Origin of the sequence: Pseudoalteromonas sp. SiA1 (assembly GCF_018732205.1) — a bacterium.
Classification (GTDB): Bacteria; Pseudomonadota; Gammaproteobacteria; order Enterobacterales; family Alteromonadaceae; genus Pseudoalteromonas; species Pseudoalteromonas tetraodonis.
On the sequence record NZ_CP076084.1, the window covers coordinates 942,055 to 967,543 of the forward strand.

The following is a 25,489-nucleotide window of genomic DNA, read 5'->3' on the forward strand; positions in this document are numbered from 1 at the left end:
AATTGGCGGTTTTTTATTAGCAAGTAAAGCTGTTAACACGCTTATATTAATGACCTTTCTCAAAGTCATTTACTTCGCGCTCAGCTTCCTCTTTCGACTTACCGTATTTTTGCTGAATTTTACCAACAAGCTCGGTACGGCTACCTTCAATTTTATCTAAATCATCGTTGGTAAGATCGCCCCATTTTTGCTGCGCTTTACCTTTAAGTTCTTTCCAATTTCCTTCGATACGATCGCTATTCATAATTAGCTCCTTATTAAGAGTGATGATTTTTCATTTTAAAAGCGTTACTAATAAAATGATTTTTAACGTTCACTTATAAAGTTGCAAAGGCTATACCAGAAAATAAAACTTTTAATTTTATTTATATATCAACTGCTTATGGTTTTTTGATGCGTAAAATTTTTTAGCTGGTGGCGAGCTTTATAAAAATTCTGCAGGGTGGCTTGTAATTATTGCAGGGACTGTGACTTCAGGGGCTGTTACTTCATGGGGGATTATTGCAAGTACACTGTGCTGGTTTTTATAAGTACAAAAAAAGCGAGCTATTAAAGCTCGCTTTGCTGTTTAATAAAGGAATTAATGTCTAAAGCTTGGCATTAGCGCAGGAATGCCAGGTAGCATACCTACCAGTGCCATTACACCGGTTAATAACACAAACATTATAAGTGGGATGACCCAGCGACTCATTCGCGATAAATCAGCACTTCTTTCTTTACAGCCAATAAGGCCCAAGTTATCCAAAAGCATAGTTAATGACCAACCAAATGCTGGGTTTACTAGGCTTGATGCAAACACCACAATAGCTGCCGACTGCGTGGTTTTACCTTCACGGGTCATTTCCATACCCGCTTCAAGTAGTGGAATAAACACCCCTACAATTAAGGCAACACATAATACTGGCTGCCAAATAGCTAAGTCCATTGGATAGCCCCAAACACCCGCGATAATACAAAATAACGCAGTTAAAATAGCGCCTGCAGGAATAGGGCGTTTTGCAATAGCAGCAGGAACAATGTAAGTGCCCCAAGATGACGCAAAGTTAGCACCGCCTAATAGCGAGCCAAAGGTTTGTCTTGTTGATGCGCTAAGCATGGTATCGTCAATATTCATTTGTACTTTCTCAGTACGCTCTGGGTAACTAATTTTTTGAAATACTTGATGGCCTAAAAAGTCAGGCGACCACATAGCAACCGCTAAAACTGCAAAAGGAAGTACAACTACAAAGCTTTCAGCGGTTGGTAAACCAAGCATCCAACCAGTGTTTTCCCCCCACCAGTACATAGGGTTCATGTTTGGTAGGCCCGGTGCGGTATGAAACTCAAACGGTGCGCCCAATGCAAAAGCAGTAAAACCACCAATTAAACAGCTCAGTGGCACGGCTAACCAGCGTTTTTTGTAATGCTCCAATAAAGCATAAAGTAAAATTGTGGCTAAGATTACGATAAAAGCAATATGGGTCATTTGAATTTCTTCAGCCCATGCAAACAGCTTTTTAACTTGTGAAATGGTACCCACAAAGCCTAAATAGAGGAGTAGGCCACCACACACCCCTTTACTGGTGAGCTTGGCCATGAGGCTGCCGCCTTTACTAAATGCTAATATCAATCCAAAGGCACCTATGAGTAAACCAAAGGCCATAGGATGTCCACCTGCGGCAACCACAATAGGAATTAATGGAATGAGTGGGCCATGAGTACCCGCTAAGTTAGCGGTCGGTAAAATAAAGCCCGAAAATAGTAAAATAAATAGCGAAACAATTAAAAGTTCGTAGCGTACGTTTTCAAGTACAAAGCCATCACTTAAACCCAAAGGGCCTGCAAACGTGGCAGCAATGGCTGCAACCATGACTACTTTACCTATAGTAGCGGCCATCGCAGGAATGGTGTCTTCAAATTCAAAGCGATAATCTCTAAATGGTAAATTTGGACGCCAGCGTTTTGGCTGCATAATTTGCAGTTCGTGCTCTAGGTAAGCGTCGCGGCTTTCAAACTCAGAGCTGGGCTTATGAAGATTTTCATAGCTATCGGACACGGTTTGAGTATCCGCTCCTGGTATAGCATCAGATGAATTATCATCTAGCGGCTTGGTGGTCATGACTTCTCCTGCAACTTAGTTGCTAACTCAAAATAAAAATACAGCTTTTACAAAGCAAATGAACATTGAGTGCGCAGGGTAAAACAGCTTGCTACAGATTGTAATTAGGCAAAAGGTCGTGCATAGCCCAGTTTAACGCTTTGTAAGTGTTAACAAAAATAGCAAAGGGATGTGTTGTAACTGGCTTGTTAAATCTAAAAGCTATTTAAATTCAATGGCTTATGTTTTTGTTTTTACAGTGTGATCTTGCCATGCAGAATAGCAAAAAGGTCATAAAATCAGCAGGTTCAGCAGCAATCATTCTTTAGTCTAATAAAGGTGGCGTTAGCCGCTATTTGCTTATTATAAATACAATTAGCCGCAAAGTTGCACAAAAGCTAACAATACTAAGCTTTAACGGAACGACTATTTTTGGACTCAAGATAGGGTTTTGAAAGGTAATAATAGGAGTAAAGTAAAAATATGGCGCAAAGTGACTAAACGAGAAATGCCTTTATGTAACGTATTTATAAAGGCATTTCTGGGTACGCTTGTTTGTTTTCACCGCCAGTTAAACGCTGTAACAACCGACGTTGGCTTGAGAGTAATTGCCCTGAGCGTTCATTCATTATTTTGCAGGTTTTGGTTTTTAGCTCAAGCTGGTGTAATAATTTTGTAGTGAGCGAGTTTATATCAGCAGGCAGCAACGCGGTTAATTGTGCTAAGCCTTCTTTGCCACCTTGCAAGCCTAAACTCACCAAAAAGCCATCGCGCTGGTTGTGCGATTCATTTAAGCTTTCTAAAAAGCCAAGCATTTTTTTATTATGTGTTTCTAGCTGCACATTACGTTGGCTTAGTAATTCGTATTGCGTTTCAAGTAATTCAATTAACGCGTCTAGCTTAATAATGTCTTGTTGAAGACTTACAATATACTCTTTTACAGTTTTCATTTTTTATGAAGTTCAACCATAGCGTTAACGGTTTCATCAATATTAATTTTAAATTCACCACTGGCAATTGCCGCTTTCATTTGGGCTACTTTATCCATATCAACGTCTGGCTTTGCAGCTAAATCTTGAAATGTTGAGTCTATTGATTTACTTAATGCACTCACTGAATTTACTTGCTCTTGTTTGGCCGCTACAGGTTGTTGCTCTGGTTTTGCATCCAGTGATGAACGCTGATTTGTTTTTTGGCTTTGCTCAACCGCAGTGGTTGTTATTGCGCTTATATTCATTGTTTGTTACCTAATTCGTTTATCGAATTTATATTGCTTAGTTTATATCAGCGACCAAGTACAAGCATTACTTAACTTTTATTTCGACATTTTTTAAAATGCCGCCTCTGCCACACCTTGCGCAATTACTCTACCTTGAACTACTTTTTTTGATGATAAATTTTTTACATTAATAACCTCACCAAGCTGACCATCTTCAAGGGCAATGGCTTTAACATTGGCTGAGAAAGTAGCGGTATTTATTTGCAGTGAAATATGCTCATTTTTATTGATTAAATACTGCTTTTCTAGGTATCGGGTGGAGATCACCGTGCCTTTATCAATCTCGCGTTTAACGGTAAGTCCAACTAGCTGGTCAATACCGGTTTCGCCTTGGTGGCGGTGCTTACCTAAATCCACGCTTTTATATTCTAAGTCTTGCTTATTAAGCACTTTACCTCGGTTTAAAGTGTGTTTTGCTGCCACTAGGTTTATCCACACACTTACTTTGGCACTGGCCCTAAAACGCCAAGCAGGCGATGGGCAAGATACAGAAATACTTACTCTGCCTGCGGGTGGCGTGTGACTTTGTGAGCGAGTGATTTGCAACTCATCACAGTTTAGGTTTTCGCTACCTTTAGGAATAAATAGCTCTATGTTTTGCTGCTGACTCTGCGAATTAATCGAGTGCAAATAGCTATTTATTTCACTTTGTAAAAACTGCCGAATTTCTATATCAAAATTAATGGGGGTGGCCATAGCATGAGCTGGCAGTAGTCCAATAGTTAAAAGTAAGCGGAAAAACCAACGCTTCCCTTGGGGAAGTTCAGCTTCCGTATATTGGGCTGTTTTTTGCTCTTTTTTTATATAAGTCATTGAAAAAATATACTTTTAAAAGTTGGCATAAAGGTTGTTATACACAAGGTAGAAAGTGTATGCGAAGCGCGAAAGCATACAAGAAACAAAAATTAGAGGCAACAATGGAACTATTTGATAAAGCGTTAGGTGTTCACCCTTTTTCAATGAAATTAAGGTTAGACAGAGCAGAAATCATTGCCAGTAACTTGGCTAATGTTGACACGCCAGGGTTTAAATCTCGAGATGTAGATTACCGTCAAATTATGCAAAGTGTTTCATCCAGTTTTTCGCAAAACAGAGATGTTGATTTTGCTGGCGTACAAACAGATGAACTTAAATATCGCGTTCCTTATCAACCATCAAGTGATGGTAATACTGTTGAGTTAAATATTGAGCAAGCAAAATTTGCTAGCAACAGTATGGATTTTCAAACCAGTTTGACCTTTTTAAATATGAAAATAAATGGCTTACATAAAGTTATTTCAGGGAAATCATAATGTCTTTTAATTCAATTTATGACGCTAGCGGCAGCGCCATGCGCGCTCAAGTTATTCGCCTCGATACCATTGCATCTAACTTAGCGAATGCCGATACCGCAGCCGGTTCAGAAGCCGACGCTTACAAGGCACTTAAACCGGTATTTTCTGCTTTGTACAAACAAACTCAAGACAGCCAATCAATTTCAGCCTCGGTTGATGTACTAGGGATCACTGAGTCAAACCGTGCGGTAGAGCAGCGCTACGAGCCAAACAACCCAATAGCTAACAACGATGGTTATGTATTTTACTCCAACGTAAATGCACTTGAAGAAATGGCAGACATGATGTCTGCAAGTCGCAGCTATCAAACATCTGTTGAAGTAATGGGGCGTGTAAATAGCATGCAGCAAAGCATTCTTAAGTTAGGGCAATAATATTATGCAAGTTAATTCAGCCGTTCCAAGCGCTGCAGACGCCACAAAAAACACCACGAATATTGCCGGTAATAGTTCTGCAGATGAAATGTCGACCATGTTTTTAGAGTTACTCGTTGCGCAAATTAGTAATCAAAATCCATTACAGCCTATGGATGGCACCCAGTATGTAAGCCAGCTTGCAGAGTTTTCGAATGTTGAGTCGTTACAAAGCATTCGCCAAAACACCGCCGATGGATTGGATTATGTGAGCAGCTTAGCGGTGCTTGAAGCCACCAATATGGTTGGCCAAACGGTTGATGTGCAAGCAAGCAGTATTGCCCTTGAGCAAGATGGCAGTGTCTCAGGCATGGTTAATTTAGGTGAAGCCGCAGACTCTGTCACAGTACAACTTTATAACCAAGATGGTGAGTTAGTTGAAGAAAAACAACTGCCTTATTCAGGAGTCGGTTCGCTGCGTTTTGAATTTGAAAACCAAGAAGCCGGTGCGTATGCAGTGAGAGCGTATGCCACTACAGCAGAGGTGCCAAAGCAGCTTGATACTTGGTTAAGCGGTGAGGTTGAGCGTGTTTCTGTAGGTAAGTCGTTAGAAGATATTTTATTGCAAGTCGATGGTTTGGGTAATTTTGGTATCACTGAAATTAATCAAGTGGCATAAATAAGAGGAATAAATAATATGTCTATGTTCAATATAGGATTAAGTGGTCTTAAAAGTACCCAAACAGGATTAGAAGTAACCAGTAATAATATTGCTAACTCGGGTACTGCTGGTTATAAAAATAACACTGCAGAATTTGCCGCGGTTTATAACGGTAGCCAACGCGGCGGTGTAAAAGTTGCCAATGTTAAAGAAGATTTTGTTACCGGTGGTGAAATTGTGCGCACTGGTAATGCGCTGGATATCGCTATTGATGGCCAAGGGTTTTTTGCCATATCAGAAAACGGCCGAACGGCTTACACTCAAGCTGGCCAGTTTCAGTTAGATAACGACTTAAATATTGTTAATGCCAACGGCGGCAAACTGCAAGGCTTTGGTGTATCTCAAGTTGATGGTGGTGACCCGACAATTGTACCGGGTGTATTAACCGATTTAAAAATTGAAGCCTCAAACATAGAAGCGCAAGCTAGTACAAACATTAATTTTAACGGTAACTTAAGTTCTTCTAGCGACGTGATTGCTTATCCAACAGCTCCTGCGGTATTTGATCCTAAAGATGGTAGCCAATATAACTTTTCTCAATCTACCGAAGTGTTTGACTCATTAGGTAATAGCCATGTGATGACCCAGTACTTTAACCATACGGGTAGTAACGAATGGCAAGCGATGTTTTTCTTAGATGGTAAACCCCTTACTCAAGGTCAGCTCTCAGCGCTTGGTGCGACGACAGGTTCTCAAGCTATTGATGATGGTGCGGGTGGTTCAATTAACGCCGGAACCATTTCACTTAACTTTGATACCGATGGAAAAATGGTGCCGTTTTCAGGCGATTTAACGGCGGTTGATTTAGAAGTGCCTATTACTTCAACACCTGGTAATGCAGAAATAACCAGTGGTGCTGCAGCATTAAATATCGCACTTAAATTCGATGGCACTACGCAGTTTGGTTCAAGTTTCAGTGTTAACGAAAATGATGCCAACGGCTATACCTCAGGAGCGTTTTCTGGTGTGAAAGTTGAAGACGACGGCCGTGTATTTGCAACATTTACTAACGGTGAATCTAAATTACAAGGTCAGGTTGTACTTGCCTCGTTTGCGAATGTTGATGGTTTAGAGCAAGGCAGTAATACCGTGTGGTATCAAACTGAAGAGTCAGGCTCTGCACTCTACGGCGAGCCAGAAAGTGGCTCTTTGGGTAAATTGCTATCGGGTTCATTTATGGGCTCAAACGTCGATATTAGTGAACAGCTGGTTGGCTTAATGTCATTTCAACAAAATTACCAAGCCAATGCTAAAACCATCAGCAGCGCTGATGAAATGATGCAAATTTTATTTAGTAACACCTAAGGAAGCTGAGCGTGGAAAAGTTAATTTATACCGCTGTTTCGGGTGCTGAACTTAATAATACCGCCTTACGTGTTGCTGCAAATAACCTAGCAAATGTTAGCACCGTAGGTTTTAAAGCCGACTTAGAGCAAGCGCAATCAATGATGGTACAAGGCGAAGGCTTTCGTACTCGTTACCACGCGCAACTAACACCAGTAACTACTGATTTATCGTCAGGGCCAATCATGGATACTGGCCGTAATCTTGATATAGCACTGAGCAACGGCGGTTATTTAGAGGTGATGGATGACAACGGTGAGCCTGCTTATACCCGTGCGGGTAACTTAGTGGTTGATGCCGATGGCTTTGTTACTGTTAATGGCCGTCGCGTGCAAGGTGACGGTGGCGATATTCAACTTCCTGAGTTTGGTGATATTGAAATTGGCTCAAACGGCATGATCAACCTAACCCCCATTGGCGGTGGTGTAATTGCAGAAGATGCGCAAATTAAATTAGCCAGTACCGATGCAAACTTAATCAAAGGTGCTGATGGCTTACTCAGAGCTAACGATTTACAGCCTCTTGAGGCCGACGAAACAATCACAGTAAGAACTGGTGCTTTAGAAGGCTCTAACGTGAATGCGGTGGCTGAAATGATCAAAACCATGAATATCAGTCGCCAATTTGAGATGAATGTAAAAATGATGAAGTCTGCTGACGAACTAGCAACCAGCGGAAATAAGCTCATCAGTGGACGTGGATAAACAGGAAGCCAAACATGAATTCAGCATTATGGGTGAGTAAAACCGGTCTTGCAGCGCAAGATTTAAGAATGACAACAATATCTAATAACCTCGCGAACGTGAGCACTGCCGGTTTTAAAAAAGACAGAGCGGTATTTGAAGACTTATTTTACCAAGTACAAAAACAACCTGGCGCGCAGGTAGATGAGCTTAATCAGCTGCCATCTGGGATTCAGGTGGGAACCGGTGTACGTATTAACGGCACGCAAAAGCAATTTACTGAAGGCAGTTTTGAAACAACCAGTAATCAGTTAGATGTGGCCATTGCTGGGCAAGGTTTCTTTCAAATTGAAAGCCCTGACGGCGAGTTATTATTTACCCGTAACGGTCAGTTTCAGCTTAACTCTGAGTCATTACTGGTAAACAGCAACGGCTTACCATTGGCACAAAATATTGCGCTGCCTGAGGGCACCACTAAAGTGAGTATTGGCACCGATGGCACCGTTACTGCGGTAGTGGGTAAAGATGCGCAAGCGGTAGAGTTAGGTCAAATGTTAACGGTTAACTTTGCAAACCCTGCAGGCTTACAAAGTTTAGGTGGCAACTTGTACCGCGAAACAGCGGCATCGGGTGAACCTGTTGAGGGTATCCCTGGCGAAGATGCTTTTGGGGGCTTGCAACAATTTACTATTGAAGGCTCAAACGTGAGCGTCGTTGATGAAATGGTCAGCATGATTGCCGTACAGCGCGCTTACGAGATGAACGCTAAAGTAGTCTCTGCGGCAGATGAAATGCTGCGCTTTATAAACCAAAACGTATGATTATGATGAATAAGTTAACATTATTTTTGCTGCTTTTAGGTGTTGCTGGTTGCAGCAACACTCCATCAAAAACCCAAATGGTGGAATGCGAAGTGGTGTATGGGGAAGTGAAATGCCCACAAAACACCACTCAAAAATCAGTTCAAGACTATGAAATAAGCCAAGATGCCTATGCACAGGGTTTGAATCAGCAAGATGGTAGCTTATTTCAAGATAACTATATGTTTTCTTTGTATGCAGATAAACGTGCCTACCGGGTTGGCGATATTTTAACTGTGGTGCTTAACGAGCGTACGCAATCGAGTAAAAGTGCCGATTCGAGTTTAGATAAAAGTACCGACTTGGATGTTTCTGTGCCAGTAGCAGGTGCACTCAATGTAGCTGATTTTAATTTGGGTATAGGCTCGAGTGCTAAGTTTGACGGTGAAAGCAGTGCCAGCCAGCAAAACTTCCTCAGTGGCGCTATTACTGTACGGGTTAATCATGTTTTATCTAATGGGTCGCTGGTTATTAAAGGGCGTAAGCAAATTAAGCTCAACCAAGGTGATGAATACATTGAAATTGAAGGGTTGGTTCGCCCAGGCGATATTGATGTAAGTAACCGTGTTTCGTCGCTTCGTATTGCAGAGGCACAAATAAGTTATACCGGCAAAGGCACTTTGGCAGATGCGAATCGCCCAGGTTGGTTTACCACTTTATTTACCCGATTCTTAAATCCGTTTTAAGGGATTACTGAGGTTTTAATGAAATATTTACTATTAATGCTAGTGTGCTTTTTTAGCCTATTAGCGCCTGCAACTGTAGCCGCCAAAGCACGTCCATTATTAGATATTGTTGATGTGCTAGGTGTGCGAGAAAACCAACTGGTAGGTTACGGACTAGTGGTAGGTTTACCGGGGTCGGGTGATAAAGCCCAAGTGAAATTTGCCGGCCAATCGTTAAGTAATATGCTAAAGCAATTTGGTGTCTCTGTAGATGAAGAACGATTACCAAAATCAAAAAATATTGCCGCCGTTGCGGTACATGCTACGTTGCCGCCAATGGGAAGCCCAGGCCAAGCCATTGATGTAACTGTGAACTCATTAGGCGATGCAAAAAGCTTACATGGTGGTAGCTTAATGTTGACCCCGTTAAAAGGGGTTGATGGCAAAGTGTATGCGCTAGCACAAGGTAACTTAGTGGTAGGGGGTATTAATGCCAGTGGTAAAAGTGGCTCCTCGGTGACTGTCAATGTGCCTACTTCGGGGCTTATTCCCAATGGCGCCATCATTGAGCGCAGTGTTACGGCTATGTATGAAAGCCAAAGCGATGTAATTCTTAATTTAAAAGATCCAAATTATCAAACTGCTCGCAATGTCGTGCGCGCAATAAACAAAGTATTTGGACCCGATGTGGCCACTGCTGAAAATTGGGCGCGTTTAGTGGTCAGTGCGCCAAGCGATGCCAATAGCCGCAACACGTTTATGTCGATGCTACAAGACATTAGTGTAGAGCAAGGCTCTGAGCGTCCTAAAATCGTATTTAATAGTCGCACCGGTACTGTAGTAATGAACGATACTGTACGGGTGAATCAGGCGGCCGTTAATCATGGCAATTTAACCATTACCATTAGCGAACAAGAGCAAGTGTCGCAACCTGGTCCGTTTTCAAATGGCCAAACCACAGCTACACAATCAAGTGATATCACGGTAGATCAACAACAACGAAATATGCTGCTGTGGCCTGAAGGCACCTCTTTAGATGAAATAGTTAAAGCGGTAAATGCACTTGGCGCAACGCCAGCCGAGCTTATGTCGATATTAATTGCACTTGATAATGCTGGGGCTTTAGAAGCCGAGCTATTAGTTATTTAAAGGAAATAGCCATGAAAATAGAGTCATCAACCCAATTATCTCAGTCATTAGCGATAGACCCCACTCACCTAGAAAACATTACCGGCAACAGTGAAACAGGCGTAAAGCAAGCGGCAGAGCAGTTTGAAGCGATTTTTTTACAACTGGTGTTAAAAAGCATGGACAGCACCACCAAAACTATGGCCGGTGACAATGGTTTTTTTAATAGTAACGAGCAAGCCCAATTTAGAGACATGCATAACGCCCAAACTGCGCAGCACTTGGCCTCAACTCATCAATTGGGTTTAGCCGAAGCGATTATTAAGCAGTTTGATGAGAAAATTACCCCGATAGAAAATACATTTAAGAATAGCCAAACCTTGGTCGCTAATGATCATCATAAAGATGCTGAAAATTTTGAACCCACCAAAAGCTATGATATTTATGCAGGGTCGGCGTTTGTTCAGCCATTGAATGCTAATACGATTAGGTAGTTAATCATGTCTATGTTAAATAACGCGTTAAGCGGCCTCAATGCAGCAAATATTGCGCTGACTGTGTCAGGGCAAAATGTGGCGAATGCAGCCGTAGAAGGATATTCGCGTCAGCAAGCTCAATTTAAAACCTCTAATGTATATTTAGGCGGGGTTGAGGTGGCATCGGTTGACCGGGTTGTTGACGCCTTTTTAAATGATGATATTTGGCGCACTAATTCAGATACCACTTATTATGAAAACAAACAGTCATATCTAGGTTTTATTGAGCAAATAATTGGTACCGACTCACTCAATTTAAATAACTCTCTTGCAAGCCTAACGGATGCACTCAATGCAGCGGCCACTAAGCCTGATTCACATGCTTTCAGGCAGCAATTTTTATCCTCTGCTGAGGGCTTTATGCAAGATATTGCGCAAATTAATGGCGCACTGGCAGGCCAAGCAACAAAGTTAAATGCACAAATGAGTAACGTAGCGCTTAACGTGTCTTCTATAACTAAGCAAATAGCCGAAATTAACAGTAGCATCGGGTTAGCAACAGCAAATAATCAATCAACCGCAGAGCTAAAAGACAACCGAGAACGCCTAGTAAATCAGTTATCTGGGCATATTGGCGTATCTATTGTTGAGCGAGATAATGGCTTTATTGATATCAGTACCTTAAGTGGTGCCCCGCTGGTGGTAGGTAGTAAAGCCGCCTCAATCTCAGTAAATGGTACTACAGTTACAAGCGAGTTTATTGGACAAGAATTTACCCTTAATAAAAACGTCGGCGGTCAATTTGGTGGCTTGATCAGTGTTGATAACGATGTAATTAAACCAACCCTTGCAACCTTAAACGACCTAGTTGCTGACCTTGCTGATGATATGAACGGTGCACTGCAAAGTGGCTTTGATTTAAATAACGACCCCGGTGAAGCACTGTTTACTTACAATCCATTAAATCCATTAGGGACAATTGAGATAAACCCTGCGATCACCCCCGATAAACTTGGCTTTAAAGACAGTAGTACCTCAGGACCGGGCGATAACTCTAATATTGCAAATATTGTTGCCTCAATGGCAGGAAAAGGCGATAAATTTACGTTATTAGTGGGTGAGCTTGCCATTACCAGTAAACAAAACCTAAACAGTATTACCACGGCCACTAATTTGAGTGAAAACGCTATTGCAGCGCGCGATAGCTACAGCGGGGTAAACCTTGATGAAGAGGCGGCAAACTTAATGCATCTTCAGCAAATGTATAGTGCCAATGCCAAAGTGATTAGCACCGCAGATCAAATGTTTAAATCTTTACTGCAAATGTTTTAAAGGGCAATGTTATGAGAGTTAGTAGTCACCAGTTTCATTTAAATTCAATTAAAAACATTCAAAGTAATACTGAAAACTTTAACGAAAAGTCAATTCAGTTAGCGACCAACAAGCGTATTCTGAAGCCCTCAGATGATCCGCTTGGCACTGTGATGATTATGAACCTAGGTTCAGAAATTAAATCGCTAGAGCAGTACAAAACTAATATGGATGCGGTTAACTTTTCATTAGGTCAACAAGAAGTGCAGCTTTCGGCCATAGTTAATCAAATATATTCATTGCAAAGTTTAATTACCACCGCGGCGGATGGCTCTATGGGTGAGTCAGAAATTAAAGCACTAGGCCAAGAAATGAGTGTGGCCTTTCCTGCGATTGTTGACTTACTGAATGCAACCGACAGCGATGGAAAGTATTATTTTTCGGGTAGTAAAACCGATGAAAAACCGTTTCAAATTGATGCCACGGGGAATTACGTTTATGCCGGGGACGATATTGTCAGAGAGGTCGCCGTATCTGATGATTCAAGTGTAAAAAATAATATTGTGGGTAATGATTTAGACCCTAGTGCGGGCTTTTTAAATGCAATGCAAGACTACCTTGTTGATGTAAATAATCCGCCAGCGGGTGGCGTTGGCAATCAATCACGGGTGATGATAGACAAATTGGCAGATTTTTTAGGTACTATTAGTAGCCAAGTGACCACCATAGGCTCTACTATGGCATCGCTTGATTCTATTACTACTAGTAATCAAGATATCACCACATTTACGGTTAATTTGCAGGATGATTTAAGTGCTGTTGATTATCCAGAAGCGTTTATTTCGATGAATGAATCTATGGCGGCGTATGAGTCGTCAATGCAGGTTTACTCAACGGTAAGTAAACTTTCATTGTTTTCATACATTTAAAATTTTAATACTGTCAGGAACTAACTATGCTGGTTAAAAGTAGCGAAAAGGCGCAAGCAATTGACTTGGTTAATACCAATAAATCGGATGCACTCGTTACATCATCAAAAGATTCTGCTAATAATTTGTGGAAAAACAAAATTGTTGCCAGAGAGGAGCAAGTTAAAGTACTGACTGATTGGGCGCAGCGCGGAGCACTTAGTCAGGCGTTGGCTAAAGCCGAGCAAAGCGAAAGCACAATACGTAACTTGTACATGGGGCTTGAAAAGTTAGCACAACAATTAAATACCCAAGCTGCTAACTCTCAGCCACAACCTATGCAACAACAAAAGATTAAAGTGCAAATAGCGTCATTACAAAACGTAGCAAATAAAAAAGGCTCAGGGCTTGATACCCAGCTAAAAATAACCGATCCAAATCGCGCTATTACCAAACAGCTTAATGCAAATATAGATCTACTTAGCGCACGCCCACATGAAGAAAATATCCAGCTAGTAATGGGGCGTTCGGGCAAATCATTAAGCTTAAAGCTACCCGCCTATCAAGACGAAAAAACCAATTTAACCACCATTCAAAATGCGTTTGCACCACATCATATTAATGTTGAGCTCAATCGTGAAAATCGCCTGCTTTTTAGTGCGCAAAAAGAAAATGCATCCCCACTTTTAGAGCCTTGGGTGATGAGTGGTCAAGGTGTGCGCGTTGCGGCGGGTAACCCGATTTCGTTGCAGCTTAATGATTTAGATAACCCACTTAATGAGCTTGCTAAAATAGCGGATAAAAATGCCTCTATTGCACAGCATCGTGAACAAATTCAAAGTGCGCAGCGTCATTTAAAGGCCAATTTAATAAAAATTCAGGCACAAAAACAGCAATTACAAAGCCAACTAGAGCAGCTTGACTCTGCTAGTTCATTAGGCAACACCGATGAACTACTTGCTTTAAGTTTAGGGGTTAAACAGCATATGCAAAACCCGAGTGTAAATAGTGTGGCTGCGATTATGTCGCAAGCAAACATTACTCGTAATATGGTGCAATACTCTCTCACTTAATTTTTTAATGCAGCAATCTAGTATTGCTGCATCGTTTTTTATTTATGCTATTCCACTTATCTGCTTTTAGCCAGTCTAAAACGCTTAATTTACCTTTTTTGAACACATTGATTAAAAAAATAAAAAATAATTAGAAAAAAGTTTATGTAATTAAAAATATGGTCGCTCTTAGTTATTAGAAGGTGATTTAGGTTCACTAATTACTTTAGCTATTAATTCAAAGAGGAAATAAACATGGCTTTATCAATTCAATCAAACATGGCTTCAATGTCAATCCAAAACCAACTTGGTCGTAGCAACAACGATTTGTCTACAGCACTTGAGCGTTTAGGTTCTGGTTTTAAAATTAACTCTGCAAAAGATGATGCAGCTGGTCTACAAATCGCTTCACGCTTAAACGCACAAGTACGCGGTCAAGACGCTGGTTTATACAACGGTAACAACGCTATGTCTATGATGCAAACTGCTGAAGGTGCGTTTGATGAAATGACTAACATTGCTTACCGCATGAAAGAACTTGCTACCCAAGGTTCAAGTGATACAAACGGTGCAAAAGAGTGGGCTGCACAAAGTGCAGAATACACAGCACTAGCTACTGAGCTTACAAACATCATGACTAATACGTCGTTTGGTGATGGCACTAAACTTTTAGCAGCTGCTGGTAAGTTTGGTGCAGGTGCGGTTAATTTCCAAGTAGGTTCAAGTGCAGCAGAAACCCTTAATGTTGATATTTCTACAGAGCTAGGGAATGTGACAACGGCTATTGGTAATGCTGCTGCATTTACAGACGTTGCAACAGCACAAGCGCAGATTGCGTTTGTTGATACTTTGGTTGGCGAAATTGGTACTGCACGTTCAACGCTTGGTGCGTCAATGAATCGTCTTGACCATACAATGACTAACGTATCTAACATGAAGCAAAACACTCAAGCTGCTGTAGGTACGTTAATGGACGCTGATTTTGCTGCTGAAACATCAAACATGACTAAGCAACAATTGCTAATGAACTCTGGTATCTCGGTACTGAGCACAGCTAACAGCACAACACAAATGATTGGTTCACTACTTCGTTAATAGTGATTAATCAATTAAGTATGCATAGCTACACCTAAGGGTGTAGCTATTATTGTTTATAGTCATAAGTAAAAATATTTACCCTAGATTTTTTTGCTTATAACTAAAATGCTTGGAGATTAAAATGAGCTCTGCAATAGGAATCAATCCTGGGCAATTAGCCTCACAATATACACAAATTGAGCGTAGCGCTAAAGATCAGCAATTAAGTACTAAAAGTAGCCTTTTTAGCAATCAAATTAAGGCGTTTGATAGCCTGAAAAGTAATTTATCAAGCTTTTTTGATGACTTACAAGCTAGCTTAAAAGACACCAGTAGTTTATTTTCCAACACAGCCACAGTGAGCAATCCATCGGCATTAGCTGTGAGTGCAACTGGCACAGCAGCCAGCGGCGAGTACGATGTATTTGTGGAGCAATTAGCGCAAGCACACCAAGTTGCATTGAGTTTTGACCCGGCTAAAGCTTTAACCACTGATGGTGAGTTAAGCATTGATTTGGCAGGCAGTGCGTTTAGTATTGATTTTGCAAGCCTTGGCGCCGATGCATCATTAACTGATGTTGCTAATGCTATCAACTCGCATGTTGATAATAGCGGTGTTAAAGCCTCTGTTGTGCGCTCTGGCACAGAAACTTTTTTAACTTTAACCAGTGCTGAGCCGGGTGCTGCTAATCAGGTGGGTGTGAGTTTTACTCCAGCTGCGGATGCCAATGGCATTGATATCACCAATGCCATAACAAACAAACAAGATTTAACCTTAGCGCAAGATGCGATTGTTAAGCTAGGGGCTAACTCAGCACTTACCATCACTTCAAGCAGTAATAAACTCGATACGGTTATTGATGGGGTGACGATTGATTTAACGCAGGCGCAGTCGCCGGGCGATCAGCCAATTCATATATCAATTAACCAAGATCAAGAAAGCTCTAAAGAAAACATCCAAAGTTTTGTAGATAAATTTAATTCGCTCACCAATGGCATTACCAGTAACCAGTACTTAAAAAGAGATAATATGGCTGCCGGCCTTGCTCGCTCTTTACGCAACGATTTTCAAGGTACGTTTGAAGGTAAAACCTTGTTCTCTGTGGGTATTGAGTTTGATCGTAGCGGTAACTTAAAAATAGATAATAAAAAACTTGAAGAAGCCATGGCGACTAACCCTGAGCAGTTAACCAGCATGCTTACAGGTGAAAACGGGTTGTTATCTAAGCTGGAAACCCGCGTAGAGCCTTTCACTAAAAGCTATGGTTTGATGACGGATAAAAAGCAATCATTGCAGGCGAGCTTAAATATAGTCACTAGGCAACAAAAAGATCATGAAGTTTCGATGGAGCAAGTGTACCAACGTTACTTGTCGCAGTTTACACAAATGCAACAGACTATTGCGCAATTAGAATCTACAATGGGTCAATTTGGGAGCTAAACATAGATGTTAGATTTAAATGATGGCTTTTCAGCCTATAAAAGCACATCGGTAGATGCAAAAGCGGCCAGTGCTGATATTCATAAACTGGTGTTAATGTTATTTGATGGCTTTTCGGATGAGCTTGAAAGAGTAACCGGCCATATAAAACAAAAAAGACATGATAAAAAAGCCGAAAGTATTGAAAAGCTAATGCGCATTTTAGGCGGGCTTGAGGCCTCATTAGACCTTGAAAAAGGCGGTGAAGTAGCGCAAAACATGCAAAACCTTTATCAGCATTGTGGGCAAGCGTTATTGCAAGCGAGTATAAAAAACGACTTGAGCTATATTGATTCCACCCGTGTGGTGATGAACAACCTGCAAGAAGGGTGGCAAGGGTTAGGCACACAATAAACGTATTAGAACCAGCTACCCTTAGCTGGTTTTTTCATTTTTAACACGGCTATTTTTTACTTCCTCTACTGCTTAAATAATCTTTCTATTTATTATTAATAGCACATCACTTCCTTCCGAGGTGGAAGTTCCGCTTCCGCCTTTTTGGGTTTTTATTTTATTTATTAATATAAAACAACAACTTAAAATTGGCTTGCTTTTTGCTAAAAGAAATATGAACTTATAATGAATTCAGTATTGCTAATGGAACACTCTCAAAAATACGCAGCTCAAAAAATGGAACAATTACTTAGCACCATGGAAGATGCTATCCATGAGAGTAATTGGTATCAAGTTAAAGCAGCCGATAAGCAGTTACTTGCGCTTTATGCACAGTTACAAAGTATGCCTTGGTTTAGCTCAATGAAAACTGAACAAGACAATCTAAAAGCACGCTACGCGGACTTAATTGAGCTGGTTAGTCAAAAGCAAGCAGCTATCAAAGTGCAAATGCAGCGCCATCAAGAGGATAAAGAAGGCTTACTGGCATATGAAAAAGTACAACAAGGACTGTCATTATGAGTATTCAAGCGAATTCTATGACTACAAAGGCTGATTTTGGCAGTGCCGCTGATAAGCCAACAATACTAAAAAGCACAGTATCAGCAGATACAGCGGAACAAGAGGCTGCGATTGAGCCGTTTACGCTTTTCTCAAAGCAGCAATCAAAGCAACAAGAACCAAGCGTTGATGAAACACAAGCGAGTTCAGCTCAGTTAGAGCAAAGTGAAGATACCAGTGTAGAGACGGATGAAGTAATCAATCCGTATTTTTTTAGCACCGCAAATTATAATCTTGATACCAATAAAATAAGCGCGCCTGTCAAAACCTTACTAAATCCAAATAGTAACCTTGGTGTAGATAGCGAAGTAATGGCTGAGGAAACACCAACAGCACAGCTTGTGACTAATGAACAGCTGCAGACCACGCATTTAGAGACTCAGAGCGAAGACAGCTTTGTAACTCAAGAGTCTGCTAAAACTACGCCTGTGCAAAACATTGCAATGAACATAGCCACCACGGCTGCGCCTACTGCGGCGATAAATGTAACGCCAGCAAATGCAGTAGTTAATAAAGAATTAAATACACTCGAAGTAGACAAAGCACCACAAACACTATACTCGCAAGCGCTTTTGAATCGATTAAATCAACCTTCGGTAGTGTTGAACACTTATGCACAAGCGCAATCAAGTAGCCTAACCAGTGAGCAAGTAGCCATACAACCGAGTGTGTCGCTGAGCAAACTTGAGCTTGCGGCATTGTCACAAAGTGCGCAATCGAAAATGGTCTTTACAGAAAGTCGCGAGAGTACGGGTCAAAAATCAACATTAGTGAATGCATTTTCAGCGTCCGCACCCGCGCCAGAGAGCTTTGAGTGGCATAAAGAAAAATTAAAAGAGGCTCCCAGTGAGTGGGGGCAGCGCTTATTACATGTACTTGGCGACAAGGTAAAACTGCAAATAGGCCAACAACTACAACGCGCGCAAATTAGATTAGATCCTCCTAATTTAGGCAGTATTGAAATATCGATAAATATTGAAGGTGATAAAACCTCAGTCAGTTTAACTACGAGTAATGCGCAGGTGAGAGATGCTATAGCACAAACTTTAGATCAGTTGCGTCAGTCATTATCACAAAACTCATCCACCACAGTGGATGTTAATTTAAGTGATAAACAGCAGCAGTCGCAACAGCAGCTTGAAAATAACGAGATTGCAAATAATCAAACCGAGTCGCCCTCCCATAGTGATACAGCCAGCACTCACTCAGCAAAATCGCCATTAGATTGGTTAGATTTATTAGTATAACTACCTTGGATTAAGAGAGATAAAAGTGAAAAAAATAATAATACCCCTAACCGTATTAGCACTTATTGCGGCTGCATTTTTTGCGGGACAGTTTTTTAACGACAGTGACTCATCTCAAGGGAGTAAACAAGCTGACATTAGTAAAGTTGAATATCACGAAATGGAGCGCTTTATTATAAGCGTATCAGATGACTCAATTGCCCGTTATTTGGTGCTCGACTTGGTACTTGTTACTTCGCCATCAGTTTACAACACAGGAACAGAGGCCATGGAGCCGCTAGTGAGAAATGTACTGGTAAAACAGTTTGCCAACATGAGCCATAGCCAAGCAAAAGCTGTTTTTAAGGATATCGATGCGGTTCAAAAAGACTTACTCGAGCAGTTTAATTTGGTTTTAGCGAATGCTGTTTCGGTTCGTCTAGATAATGTACTCATTACGAATGTCTTTATTCAATAGGCTATCGCTATGATGCTGCAAGAGGAGTGGGGCGAGCTAGTCACCGAGCCGCCAGTGATATTCACACCGCAAAAAGAGACGCAACTATTATCGCAGTACTCTTTTTTAGTTAATAGAGCGGCTGCGCATATGCGCACTCAAGTGGGCGTTATTGTTGATAACGATGATATTTATCAAATAGGCATTATTGCCTTGCTGTCGTCTATTCGTCGCTATGGTCGCGACTTAGATGAAAAGTTTGCTGCATTTGCGTTTAAGCGTATTCGTGGAGCCATGCTAGATGAATTTCGACGTGTTGATTGGCGACCGCGTCAACTAAGGCAGCAGTCTCATCAGCTTCGTGATATGAGCCGCTCACTTCAAAAGCAGCTTGGTCGTGACGCAACAGACACCGAAATGTGTGAAGCATTAGGCATAAGCCATAAAGAGCTTATTCAACTGCACTACAGTGAGCAAGCAGAGGCCTTTGATAGCCTTGAAGCGCTATTAGAAGCTAACCCTAATTTAGCGCTTACCAGTGCCCATACACACGACAAAGAAGAGACAGCAGCTACGCTAAAAGCGGCCATGAGCAAGCTCAATACCCGAGAAAAGCTGCTCTTACAATTGTATTACATGCACGAAATGAATATGAAAGAAATAGCATTAACACTCGATTTAACAGAGGCACGTGTTTGCCAACTTCATAAACAAGCACTTGAAGCGCTCACAAAAGCGCTTCAAAAAATCTAATACCTAAGGAATAAAGAATGCAAAGAGTTATAGGGTTAATAGTGGTACTTGCAACAGTATTAGGTGGTTTTGCGTTTGCCGGCGGTAACATTGCCACTATGTGGCAGCCATACGAGTTTTTAATCATTTTTGGCGCTGGCTTAGGAGCGCTAATTGTGGGTAATTCAAAATATGTACTGACAGAAATGCTATCGCAATTAAAGTATCAATTTATTAGTGGTAAAGGGACCGATACCTCTGAGCTTTACCACGACCTGCTACTGGTTATTTACTCTTTATTAGATTTAGCCAGAGTGAAAGGCATAAAGGGCCTAGATGAGCATGTTGAAAACCCCGAAACCAGCTCTATTTTTCTTGCCTACCCAAAAGTGTATGAGTTCCCTCAGTTAGTCACTTTTATTTGCGATAACTTACGTTTGTTTAGTATGGGAAAAATCAACTCGCATGATTTTGATGCCATGTTAGAGCAAGAAATTTACACCATTGAAGAACAGCGCCTTAAACCATCTCACTCACTGGCTAATATTGCTGAAGCCATGCCCGGTTTTGGTATTTTGGCAGCGGTAGGCGGCATTATTATCACCATGCAACACTTAGATGGGCCTTTAAGTGAAATTGGCTACCATGTAGCAGCCGCGCTAGTAGGAACCTTTATTGGTATTTTTGCCTGTTATTGTTTAATTGCACCGCTTGCTTCTGCGATGGAGCAGTATGTAAAAAAACAAGTGGCAATGTTTGAGTGTGTGCGTGCCATGTTAGTGGCTCATGCCAAGGGCCACGTGCCAATTGTAGCGACCGACTCAGGTAGAAAATTAATTAATGAAGAAATTAAACCGACCTTTACCACCATGGAAGAGTGGATCACTAACAAGGCGGCTTAATGATGGAAAACAAAAATCAAGAAATCGTCATCAAACGCTCTCGTAGAAGAGCAACCGAAAAACCGCATGGTGGCGCATGGAAAGTCGCCTTTGCTGATTTTACCTTAGCGATGATGGCGTTCTTTATGGTGATGTGGATTATGGCGATCACCAATGAATCTGAGCGTGAAGAAATTGCACACTACATGCGAACTCACTCAATTTTTGATGGTGGCCCTGCTATTTTTGACCCTCAAAACAGCCCATTTCCCGTTGATTTAGGTGGGTCTCCTTCAGTAATTAAGCACTTAGAGTCGGGAATTACGCCGCCGGACTCTCCAAGGCCAGGAATCAGTGAAGTGTTACAAGTGCCCGATGGAACCGTTGAGCCTAAAGCAGGACAAGGCGAGAAGTTAAATTCAGCCATTGATAGCCAATTTAAAGCCTCATCAGAGTTGAGTTTATTACTTGAAAGCATTGATGAACTTAGTAAAGAAGAGTTATTAAAAAATAACTTATTAGTTGAAGAAGTGCCTTTAGGGCTAAGAGTGATTATTAGAGATGATAAACATCATCAAATGTTTGAACGCTCAAAGTCGCAAATGACTCCGTTTTTTGAAGATCTGTTTTTATACCTTGGCGGCTTAGTAAAAGACATCAATAACAAAATTATTATTTCTGGGCACAGCGACGCCAGCCTGTTTATTGATGGTAGCTCTCGTAATTGGGATATTTCTGGCGATAGGGCGCAACAGGCCAGAAAAGTGATGACCATGGGCGGAATGCCATCAAGCCAAGTGTTGCAAGTAAATGCATTCTCCTCTAATCGACCACTGAACAAAGAAAACCAAAAAGCCAGTGAAAACAGACGGGTTGAACTACTTATTTTAACTAAAGATGCAGAGGGAAAATTTAATCAGTTGTTTGATGATAGCAATATTAATAACCCAGTAAAAAAATCTGCCAGTGCGGCAACTGCTAATAAACCTGTGCTACGCCTTGAAGAGAATTATGAGTAACCAATCAGAAACTAAACGAAGTTACAAAAGATGGAATTTAAACCTCAAAGATAATTACGAGCCAGAGTCAGTTCAGCTTGGCGGGGTGGGCGTACAGTTACTTCGTCGCTGCTTTATTGATATTCCACTTTGTCATGGCGTTGCAAAAGACATTAGCGTAGGAGGTGTGGGTTTATTAGTCCCTGCTGAAAAGGCTATTCCAGACAAATTTATTGTGGTGTTTGATAAAGCCAATCGATTGACTGGCAAGGTAACGTACCGCCGCGAAGTAAGTGACAAGTTAGTGTTTTTAGGGGTTGAGTGGATAAGTAAAAATGAGCGCTTACGCAGCGATATTGTTAATCATTTACAGTTACAAGCCCAATTAAAAAAAGCAAAAAAAACCAATGCATAGGCAACATAGAAATGAATCAGGAAATACAATGATATGAGTAAAACGTTAAGCGCTAAAGCAAAGTTAATTAAAGCGAAAGATTCTGAGCATATTACTCCATTTGCACTAACGCTAGAGCAAAGAGCCTACGAACACGCGCAGCAAAAAGCAGCGCAAATAAACGTCAATATTCGTAAAGCATTGGAGTTAGAACTTGCTCAATTATTTAACGACAGCCGCTTTGATGTAGAAATTTCGCCTTGTTCGCATTCAACCATTAATAGTTGGTTTAAAGAATCGCCTAGAATATTTCTTGCCTGTCCTTTATTTGCACCTACTCAAGGCGAAGCTTTCTTAGCGCTTGATTTTCAAAGTGCTCATAAAACAGCTGATTTATGTTTAGGCGGGCAATTCAATAATTCAGATAATTCAAGCCACGATTACTCGCCTACCACGAATGAATTGAGTGCAACAGAGAGCCGTATTTGTGGCCGTTTATTACAACGCCAAGTGCAAGGTATTCAGGGCTTATTATTTAGAGAACGCTCTGCGCTATTAGGTGAAATACAAAAATCACATGCTTTACCAGAAGCATTACAATATTTGGCTTTTAAAGTGCGGTTTATATTAGAAAGCCAAGTAATAAGTTGGTTTTTATGGCTACCAATTAGCTTTTTTTGCGCAGCCGATAGCGAGCAAGACCCAGCAAGTAGCGACACACTCAATACCGATATGTGGGCACAGTTTGCAGTGCAAGGCCAAATTGAAATGGCGAAGAAAAAAGTCACATTAAAACAACTAAAAGCCTGTGTTGCTGGCGGTGTATTACCGATTGAGCTTAATGAAGCGGCGCTATTTAATCTAGGGCATAAACAAATATTTAAAGGCCAAGTCGTTGAGCAAGAGGCTGGCTTAGCATTTCAAATCACACAATTATCAAACAATACAACGAGTAATTAAATTATGAATGAAAACCTTGATAGCGCCTTAGCGGGCTTAGAGCTGGATGCTTTTGATGGATTTGATGATAAATCTGCTAATAAAACGAACGAAGGCAATATGTCATTTTTTCAAGACGTTCCTTTGTTAGTGACTCTTGAAGTTGCAAGTACTGAAATTACCTTAGGCGAGCTTAGCCAAGCCAAAGAAGGCGACGTGCTTAAACTAGATAAAGTAGCCGGCGAAGCGCTTGATGTAAAAGTGAATGGGGTGTTTTTTGCTAAAGCAGAAGTCGTGATGGTTGAAGGGCAGTATGGTTTGAAATTTGCTCAAACAGATACCGCAAAGGATCAGTAAAAAAATGAATAAACGCGTAATTTTTAAAGTTAGCCTACTGTTGATCATGTTGTTTATACCAAGCTGGCTAAATGCAGAAGAACTTACGCTGTTTTCGCTAAAAGATACGGCCGACGGACAAGACTATAGCGTTAAACTGCAAATACTTTTGTTAATGACGGTATTGAGCTTATTACCTGCGCTATTAATGGTTTTAACGTCTTTTACGAGGATTATCATTGTATTGGCGATTTTACGCCAAGCAATGGGGTTACAACAAAGCCCGCCGAATAAAATTTTAATTGGCATCTCACTGATGCTCACCATGTTGATTATGCGACCGGTTTGGCAAGATATTTATCAAAACGCGTATACGCCTTTTCAGCAGCAAACCATAGGATTAGAAGACGCTTTACTCACCGCTGAAAAGCCTTTACGTGCTTTTATGCTCAGACAAACACGTGAAAGTGAGTTGCGCCAAGTGCTGCTAATTGCCAATGAGCCAACGACACTCACCGCCGAAGAAATTCCGTTTGAAGTGTTAATGCCTGCGTTTGTATTAAGTGAGCTTACTACCGCTTTTCAAATAGGCTTTATGTTGTTTATTCCTTTTTTAATTATTGACTTAGTGGTCAGTAGTGTATTGATGTCTATGGGTATGATGATGCTATCGCCGCTGATCATTAGTTTACCGTTTAAGCTCATGGTATTTGTACTTGCCGATGGCTGGTCAATGATAGCGGGTACACTGGCGGCTACATTTGGAATGTCACCATGACCCCAGAAATGTCGGTAGAGCTTATTTCAAGCGCAGTTTATACCATTATCAAGCTCATTTTAGTGCTTATTGTACCCGGATTATTGTTGGGTATTGTGGTTGCCATTATTCAAGGTGCTACTTCTATCCAAGAGCAAACTCTGACGTTTTTACCGCGTATGTTATTAACCTTGTTAATGGTGGTATTTGCAGGCCATTGGATGCTACAAATTTTGATTGATTGGTTTGATAAGCTCAAATTTATGTTACCTGGGGTATTTGGTTGAGCTCATTACTCTCTTTAACTTCTAATGATTTAGTCAGCTGGATGGGCACGCTTTGGTGGCCATTTGTGCGTTTTTCTGCACTTTTATGGTCTATGCCGGTATTTGATAATCCGGCAGTAACGCCGCGCTCACGTATTTTAGTGTCTATGATGTTGGCTTTTTTAGTTGCTCCGCAGTTACCGCTAGCCCCTGCTATCGACTTGTTTTCTTTAGATGCCGCCATTTTAACCTTCGAGCAAATTATTTTTGGGGTGATGATGGGGTTATCACTGCGTATTTTGTTTGAAGTAATGGCAATGATAGGGCTGATTTTATCCATGCAAATGGGTTTGTCGATGGCGCTTGTTATGGACCCAGGCAGTGGTAACCAAGTTGCCCTGTTAGGGCAATTATTTTGGATTATGTGTGCCTTACTGTTTCTTGCCGCAGATGGTCACTTAATAACTCTACAAGTTATGGTAGAGAGCTTTCATAGCTTTCCGATTGGTCGCAGTATTTATGAGTTTGATATTCAATCGATCATTATGTTGTTTGCATGGATGTTTTCCTCTGCTTTATTGCTGTCGCTACCAGGGATAGTCGCCATGTTATTGGTTAACTTAACCTTTGGTGTTGCAAGTAGGGCGGCGCCGTCATTAAATATTTTTGTATTAGGTTTCCCTATGTCGCTATTGATGGGCTTTTTCTGCGTATTTATGACTCTAGAGTACACAGGAAGCGCATTTTCAAGGCTAACGTATCATGTGCTAACAACCTTTGCACAGGCGATGAGGTAGCGGT

General features: G+C 41.1%; 32 protein-coding genes. 27 read left to right on the forward strand and 5 right to left on the reverse strand.

Annotated elements, in window-relative coordinates; translation table 11 throughout:
• Positions 1-46 precede the first annotated feature (46 nt).
• The 5 genes from KK487_RS04325 to flgA form a co-directional block, all read right to left on the reverse strand.
• Positions 47-244, reverse strand: coding sequence for a CsbD family protein (locus KK487_RS04325; RefSeq protein ID WP_010391132.1), 198 nt, complete (start codon positions 242-244; stop codon positions 47-49).
• A 336-nt stretch (positions 245-580) separates the two neighbouring features.
• Positions 581-2,098, reverse strand: coding sequence for a DUF3360 family protein (locus tag KK487_RS04330; protein ID WP_008464416.1), 1,518 nt, complete (start codon positions 2,096-2,098; stop codon positions 581-583).
• Positions 2,099-2,604: 506 nt separating this feature from the next.
• Positions 2,605-3,027, reverse strand: coding sequence for a flagellar export chaperone FlgN (gene flgN / locus KK487_RS04335; protein WP_016899393.1), 423 nt, complete (start codon positions 3,025-3,027; stop codon positions 2,605-2,607).
• Positions 3,024-3,314, reverse strand: coding sequence for a flagellar biosynthesis anti-sigma factor FlgM (flgM, locus tag KK487_RS04340; protein WP_016899394.1), 291 nt, complete (start codon positions 3,312-3,314; stop codon positions 3,024-3,026). The genes flgN and flgM overlap by 4 nt, the downstream gene beginning before the upstream one ends.
• Before the next feature lie 93 nt (positions 3,315-3,407).
• Entirely contained in the window at positions 3,408-4,169 is a 762-nt protein-coding gene (flgA, locus tag KK487_RS04345; RefSeq protein ID WP_215521992.1) for a flagellar basal body P-ring formation chaperone FlgA, read from the reverse strand.
• Positions 4,170-4,228: 59 nt separating this feature from the next.
• Here flgA and flgB point away from each other — a divergent pair, with 59 nt between their 5' ends.
• The 27 genes from flgB (at position 4,229) to fliR (ending at position 25,485) form a co-directional block, all read left to right on the forward strand.
• On the forward strand, positions 4,229-4,648 hold the full coding sequence (flgB, locus tag KK487_RS04350) for a flagellar basal body rod protein FlgB (RefSeq protein WP_081745136.1): 420 nt from the start codon (positions 4,229-4,231) through the stop codon (positions 4,646-4,648).
• Positions 4,648-5,064 (forward strand): flagellar basal body rod protein FlgC, encoded by a 417-nt coding sequence (flgC, locus tag KK487_RS04355; RefSeq protein WP_010391144.1) that lies wholly within the window; start codon positions 4,648-4,650, stop codon positions 5,062-5,064. The genes flgB and flgC overlap by 1 nt, the downstream gene beginning before the upstream one ends.
• Before the next feature lie 4 nt (positions 5,065-5,068).
• Positions 5,069-5,722: a flagellar hook assembly protein FlgD gene (locus KK487_RS04360; protein WP_013464380.1), complete on the forward strand. Its 654-nt coding sequence runs from the start codon at positions 5,069-5,071 to the stop codon at positions 5,720-5,722.
• An 18-nt stretch (positions 5,723-5,740) separates the two neighbouring features.
• Positions 5,741-7,069, forward strand: coding sequence for a flagellar hook protein FlgE (locus KK487_RS04365; protein WP_215521993.1), 1,329 nt, complete (start codon positions 5,741-5,743; stop codon positions 7,067-7,069).
• Between the two features lie 11 nt (positions 7,070-7,080).
• Positions 7,081-7,812 (forward strand): flagellar basal body rod protein FlgF, encoded by a 732-nt coding sequence (locus KK487_RS04370; RefSeq protein ID WP_013464382.1) that lies wholly within the window; start codon positions 7,081-7,083, stop codon positions 7,810-7,812.
• Between the two features lie 14 nt (positions 7,813-7,826).
• Positions 7,827-8,612, forward strand: a complete 786-nt coding sequence (gene flgG, locus KK487_RS04375) for a flagellar basal-body rod protein FlgG (RefSeq protein WP_010391154.1) — start codon at positions 7,827-7,829, stop codon at positions 8,610-8,612.
• A gap of 2 nt (positions 8,613-8,614) precedes the next feature.
• Positions 8,615-9,337 (forward strand): flagellar basal body L-ring protein FlgH, encoded by a 723-nt coding sequence (locus tag KK487_RS04380; protein ID WP_013464383.1) that lies wholly within the window; start codon positions 8,615-8,617, stop codon positions 9,335-9,337.
• An 18-nt stretch (positions 9,338-9,355) separates the two neighbouring features.
• Entirely contained in the window at positions 9,356-10,465 is a 1,110-nt protein-coding gene (locus tag KK487_RS04385; protein ID WP_013464384.1) for a flagellar basal body P-ring protein FlgI, read from the forward strand.
• Positions 10,466-10,476: 11 nt separating this feature from the next.
• Positions 10,477-10,938 carry a rod-binding protein gene (locus KK487_RS04390; protein WP_016899397.1) on the forward strand — a complete coding sequence of 154 codons (462 nt, stop codon included), beginning with the start codon at positions 10,477-10,479 and terminating at the stop codon, positions 10,936-10,938.
• 6 nt (positions 10,939-10,944) lie between these two features.
• Positions 10,945-12,252, forward strand: coding sequence for a flagellar hook-associated protein FlgK (flgK, locus tag KK487_RS04395; protein WP_215521994.1), 1,308 nt, complete (start codon positions 10,945-10,947; stop codon positions 12,250-12,252).
• Between the two features lie 11 nt (positions 12,253-12,263).
• Positions 12,264-13,160 carry a flagellar hook-associated protein FlgL gene (flgL, locus tag KK487_RS04400; protein ID WP_016899399.1) on the forward strand — a complete coding sequence of 299 codons (897 nt, stop codon included), beginning with the start codon at positions 12,264-12,266 and terminating at the stop codon, positions 13,158-13,160.
• 26 nt (positions 13,161-13,186) lie between these two features.
• Entirely contained in the window at positions 13,187-14,212 is a 1,026-nt protein-coding gene (locus KK487_RS04405) for a hypothetical protein (RefSeq protein WP_016899400.1), read from the forward strand.
• Between the two features lie 234 nt (positions 14,213-14,446).
• A complete protein-coding gene (locus KK487_RS04410; protein ID WP_016899401.1) occupies positions 14,447-15,286 on the forward strand; it encodes a flagellin N-terminal helical domain-containing protein in 840 nt (279 codons plus the stop codon).
• A gap of 124 nt (positions 15,287-15,410) precedes the next feature.
• On the forward strand, positions 15,411-16,709 hold the full coding sequence (fliD, locus tag KK487_RS04415) for a flagellar filament capping protein FliD (RefSeq protein ID WP_016899402.1): 1,299 nt from the start codon (positions 15,411-15,413) through the stop codon (positions 16,707-16,709).
• A gap of 6 nt (positions 16,710-16,715) precedes the next feature.
• Positions 16,716-17,102 carry a flagellar export chaperone FliS gene (gene fliS / locus KK487_RS04420; protein ID WP_016899403.1) on the forward strand — a complete coding sequence of 129 codons (387 nt, stop codon included), beginning with the start codon at positions 16,716-16,718 and terminating at the stop codon, positions 17,100-17,102.
• A gap of 225 nt (positions 17,103-17,327) precedes the next feature.
• Positions 17,328-17,663 (forward strand): hypothetical protein, encoded by a 336-nt coding sequence (locus tag KK487_RS04425; RefSeq protein ID WP_020476930.1) that lies wholly within the window; start codon positions 17,328-17,330, stop codon positions 17,661-17,663.
• A complete protein-coding gene (locus KK487_RS04430; protein WP_016899405.1) occupies positions 17,660-18,949 on the forward strand; it encodes a flagellar hook-length control protein FliK in 1,290 nt (429 codons plus the stop codon). Before KK487_RS04425 ends, KK487_RS04430 begins: the two co-directional genes overlap by 4 nt.
• Positions 18,950-18,974: 25 nt before the next feature.
• Positions 18,975-19,406: a flagellar basal body-associated FliL family protein gene (locus KK487_RS04435; RefSeq protein WP_016899406.1), complete on the forward strand. Its 432-nt coding sequence runs from the start codon at positions 18,975-18,977 to the stop codon at positions 19,404-19,406.
• 9 nt (positions 19,407-19,415) lie between these two features.
• The gene (locus tag KK487_RS04440) at positions 19,416-20,138 is read left to right on the forward strand and encodes a FliA/WhiG family RNA polymerase sigma factor (RefSeq protein WP_016899407.1); all 723 of its coding nucleotides are present in this window, start codon (positions 19,416-19,418) and stop codon (positions 20,136-20,138) included.
• 17 nt (positions 20,139-20,155) lie between these two features.
• Positions 20,156-21,019: a flagellar motor stator protein MotA gene (gene motA, locus KK487_RS04445; protein WP_010391179.1), complete on the forward strand. Its 864-nt coding sequence runs from the start codon at positions 20,156-20,158 to the stop codon at positions 21,017-21,019.
• Positions 21,019-22,017, forward strand: coding sequence for a flagellar motor protein MotB (locus KK487_RS04450; protein ID WP_016899408.1), 999 nt, complete (start codon positions 21,019-21,021; stop codon positions 22,015-22,017). Before motA ends, KK487_RS04450 begins: the two co-directional genes overlap by 1 nt.
• Positions 22,010-22,411 (forward strand): PilZ domain-containing protein, encoded by a 402-nt coding sequence (locus tag KK487_RS04455; protein ID WP_013464393.1) that lies wholly within the window; start codon positions 22,010-22,012, stop codon positions 22,409-22,411. The genes KK487_RS04450 and KK487_RS04455 overlap by 8 nt, the downstream gene beginning before the upstream one ends.
• Positions 22,412-22,444: 33 nt before the next feature.
• Positions 22,445-23,350: a FliM/FliN family flagellar motor switch protein gene (locus KK487_RS04460; protein WP_013464394.1), complete on the forward strand. Its 906-nt coding sequence runs from the start codon at positions 22,445-22,447 to the stop codon at positions 23,348-23,350.
• A 3-nt stretch (positions 23,351-23,353) separates the two neighbouring features.
• Positions 23,354-23,686, forward strand: coding sequence for a FliM/FliN family flagellar motor switch protein (locus KK487_RS04465; protein WP_010391185.1), 333 nt, complete (start codon positions 23,354-23,356; stop codon positions 23,684-23,686).
• Between the two features lie 4 nt (positions 23,687-23,690).
• A complete protein-coding gene (fliP, locus tag KK487_RS04470) occupies positions 23,691-24,443 on the forward strand; it encodes a flagellar type III secretion system pore protein FliP (protein WP_013464396.1) in 753 nt (250 codons plus the stop codon).
• Positions 24,440-24,709 (forward strand): flagellar biosynthetic protein FliQ, encoded by a 270-nt coding sequence (locus KK487_RS04475; protein ID WP_013464397.1) that lies wholly within the window; start codon positions 24,440-24,442, stop codon positions 24,707-24,709. The genes fliP and KK487_RS04475 overlap by 4 nt, the downstream gene beginning before the upstream one ends.
• The gene (fliR, locus tag KK487_RS04480; protein ID WP_016899409.1) at positions 24,706-25,485 is read left to right on the forward strand and encodes a flagellar biosynthetic protein FliR; all 780 of its coding nucleotides are present in this window, start codon (positions 24,706-24,708) and stop codon (positions 25,483-25,485) included. Before KK487_RS04475 ends, fliR begins: the two co-directional genes overlap by 4 nt.
• Positions 25,486-25,489: the final 4 nt, after the last annotated feature.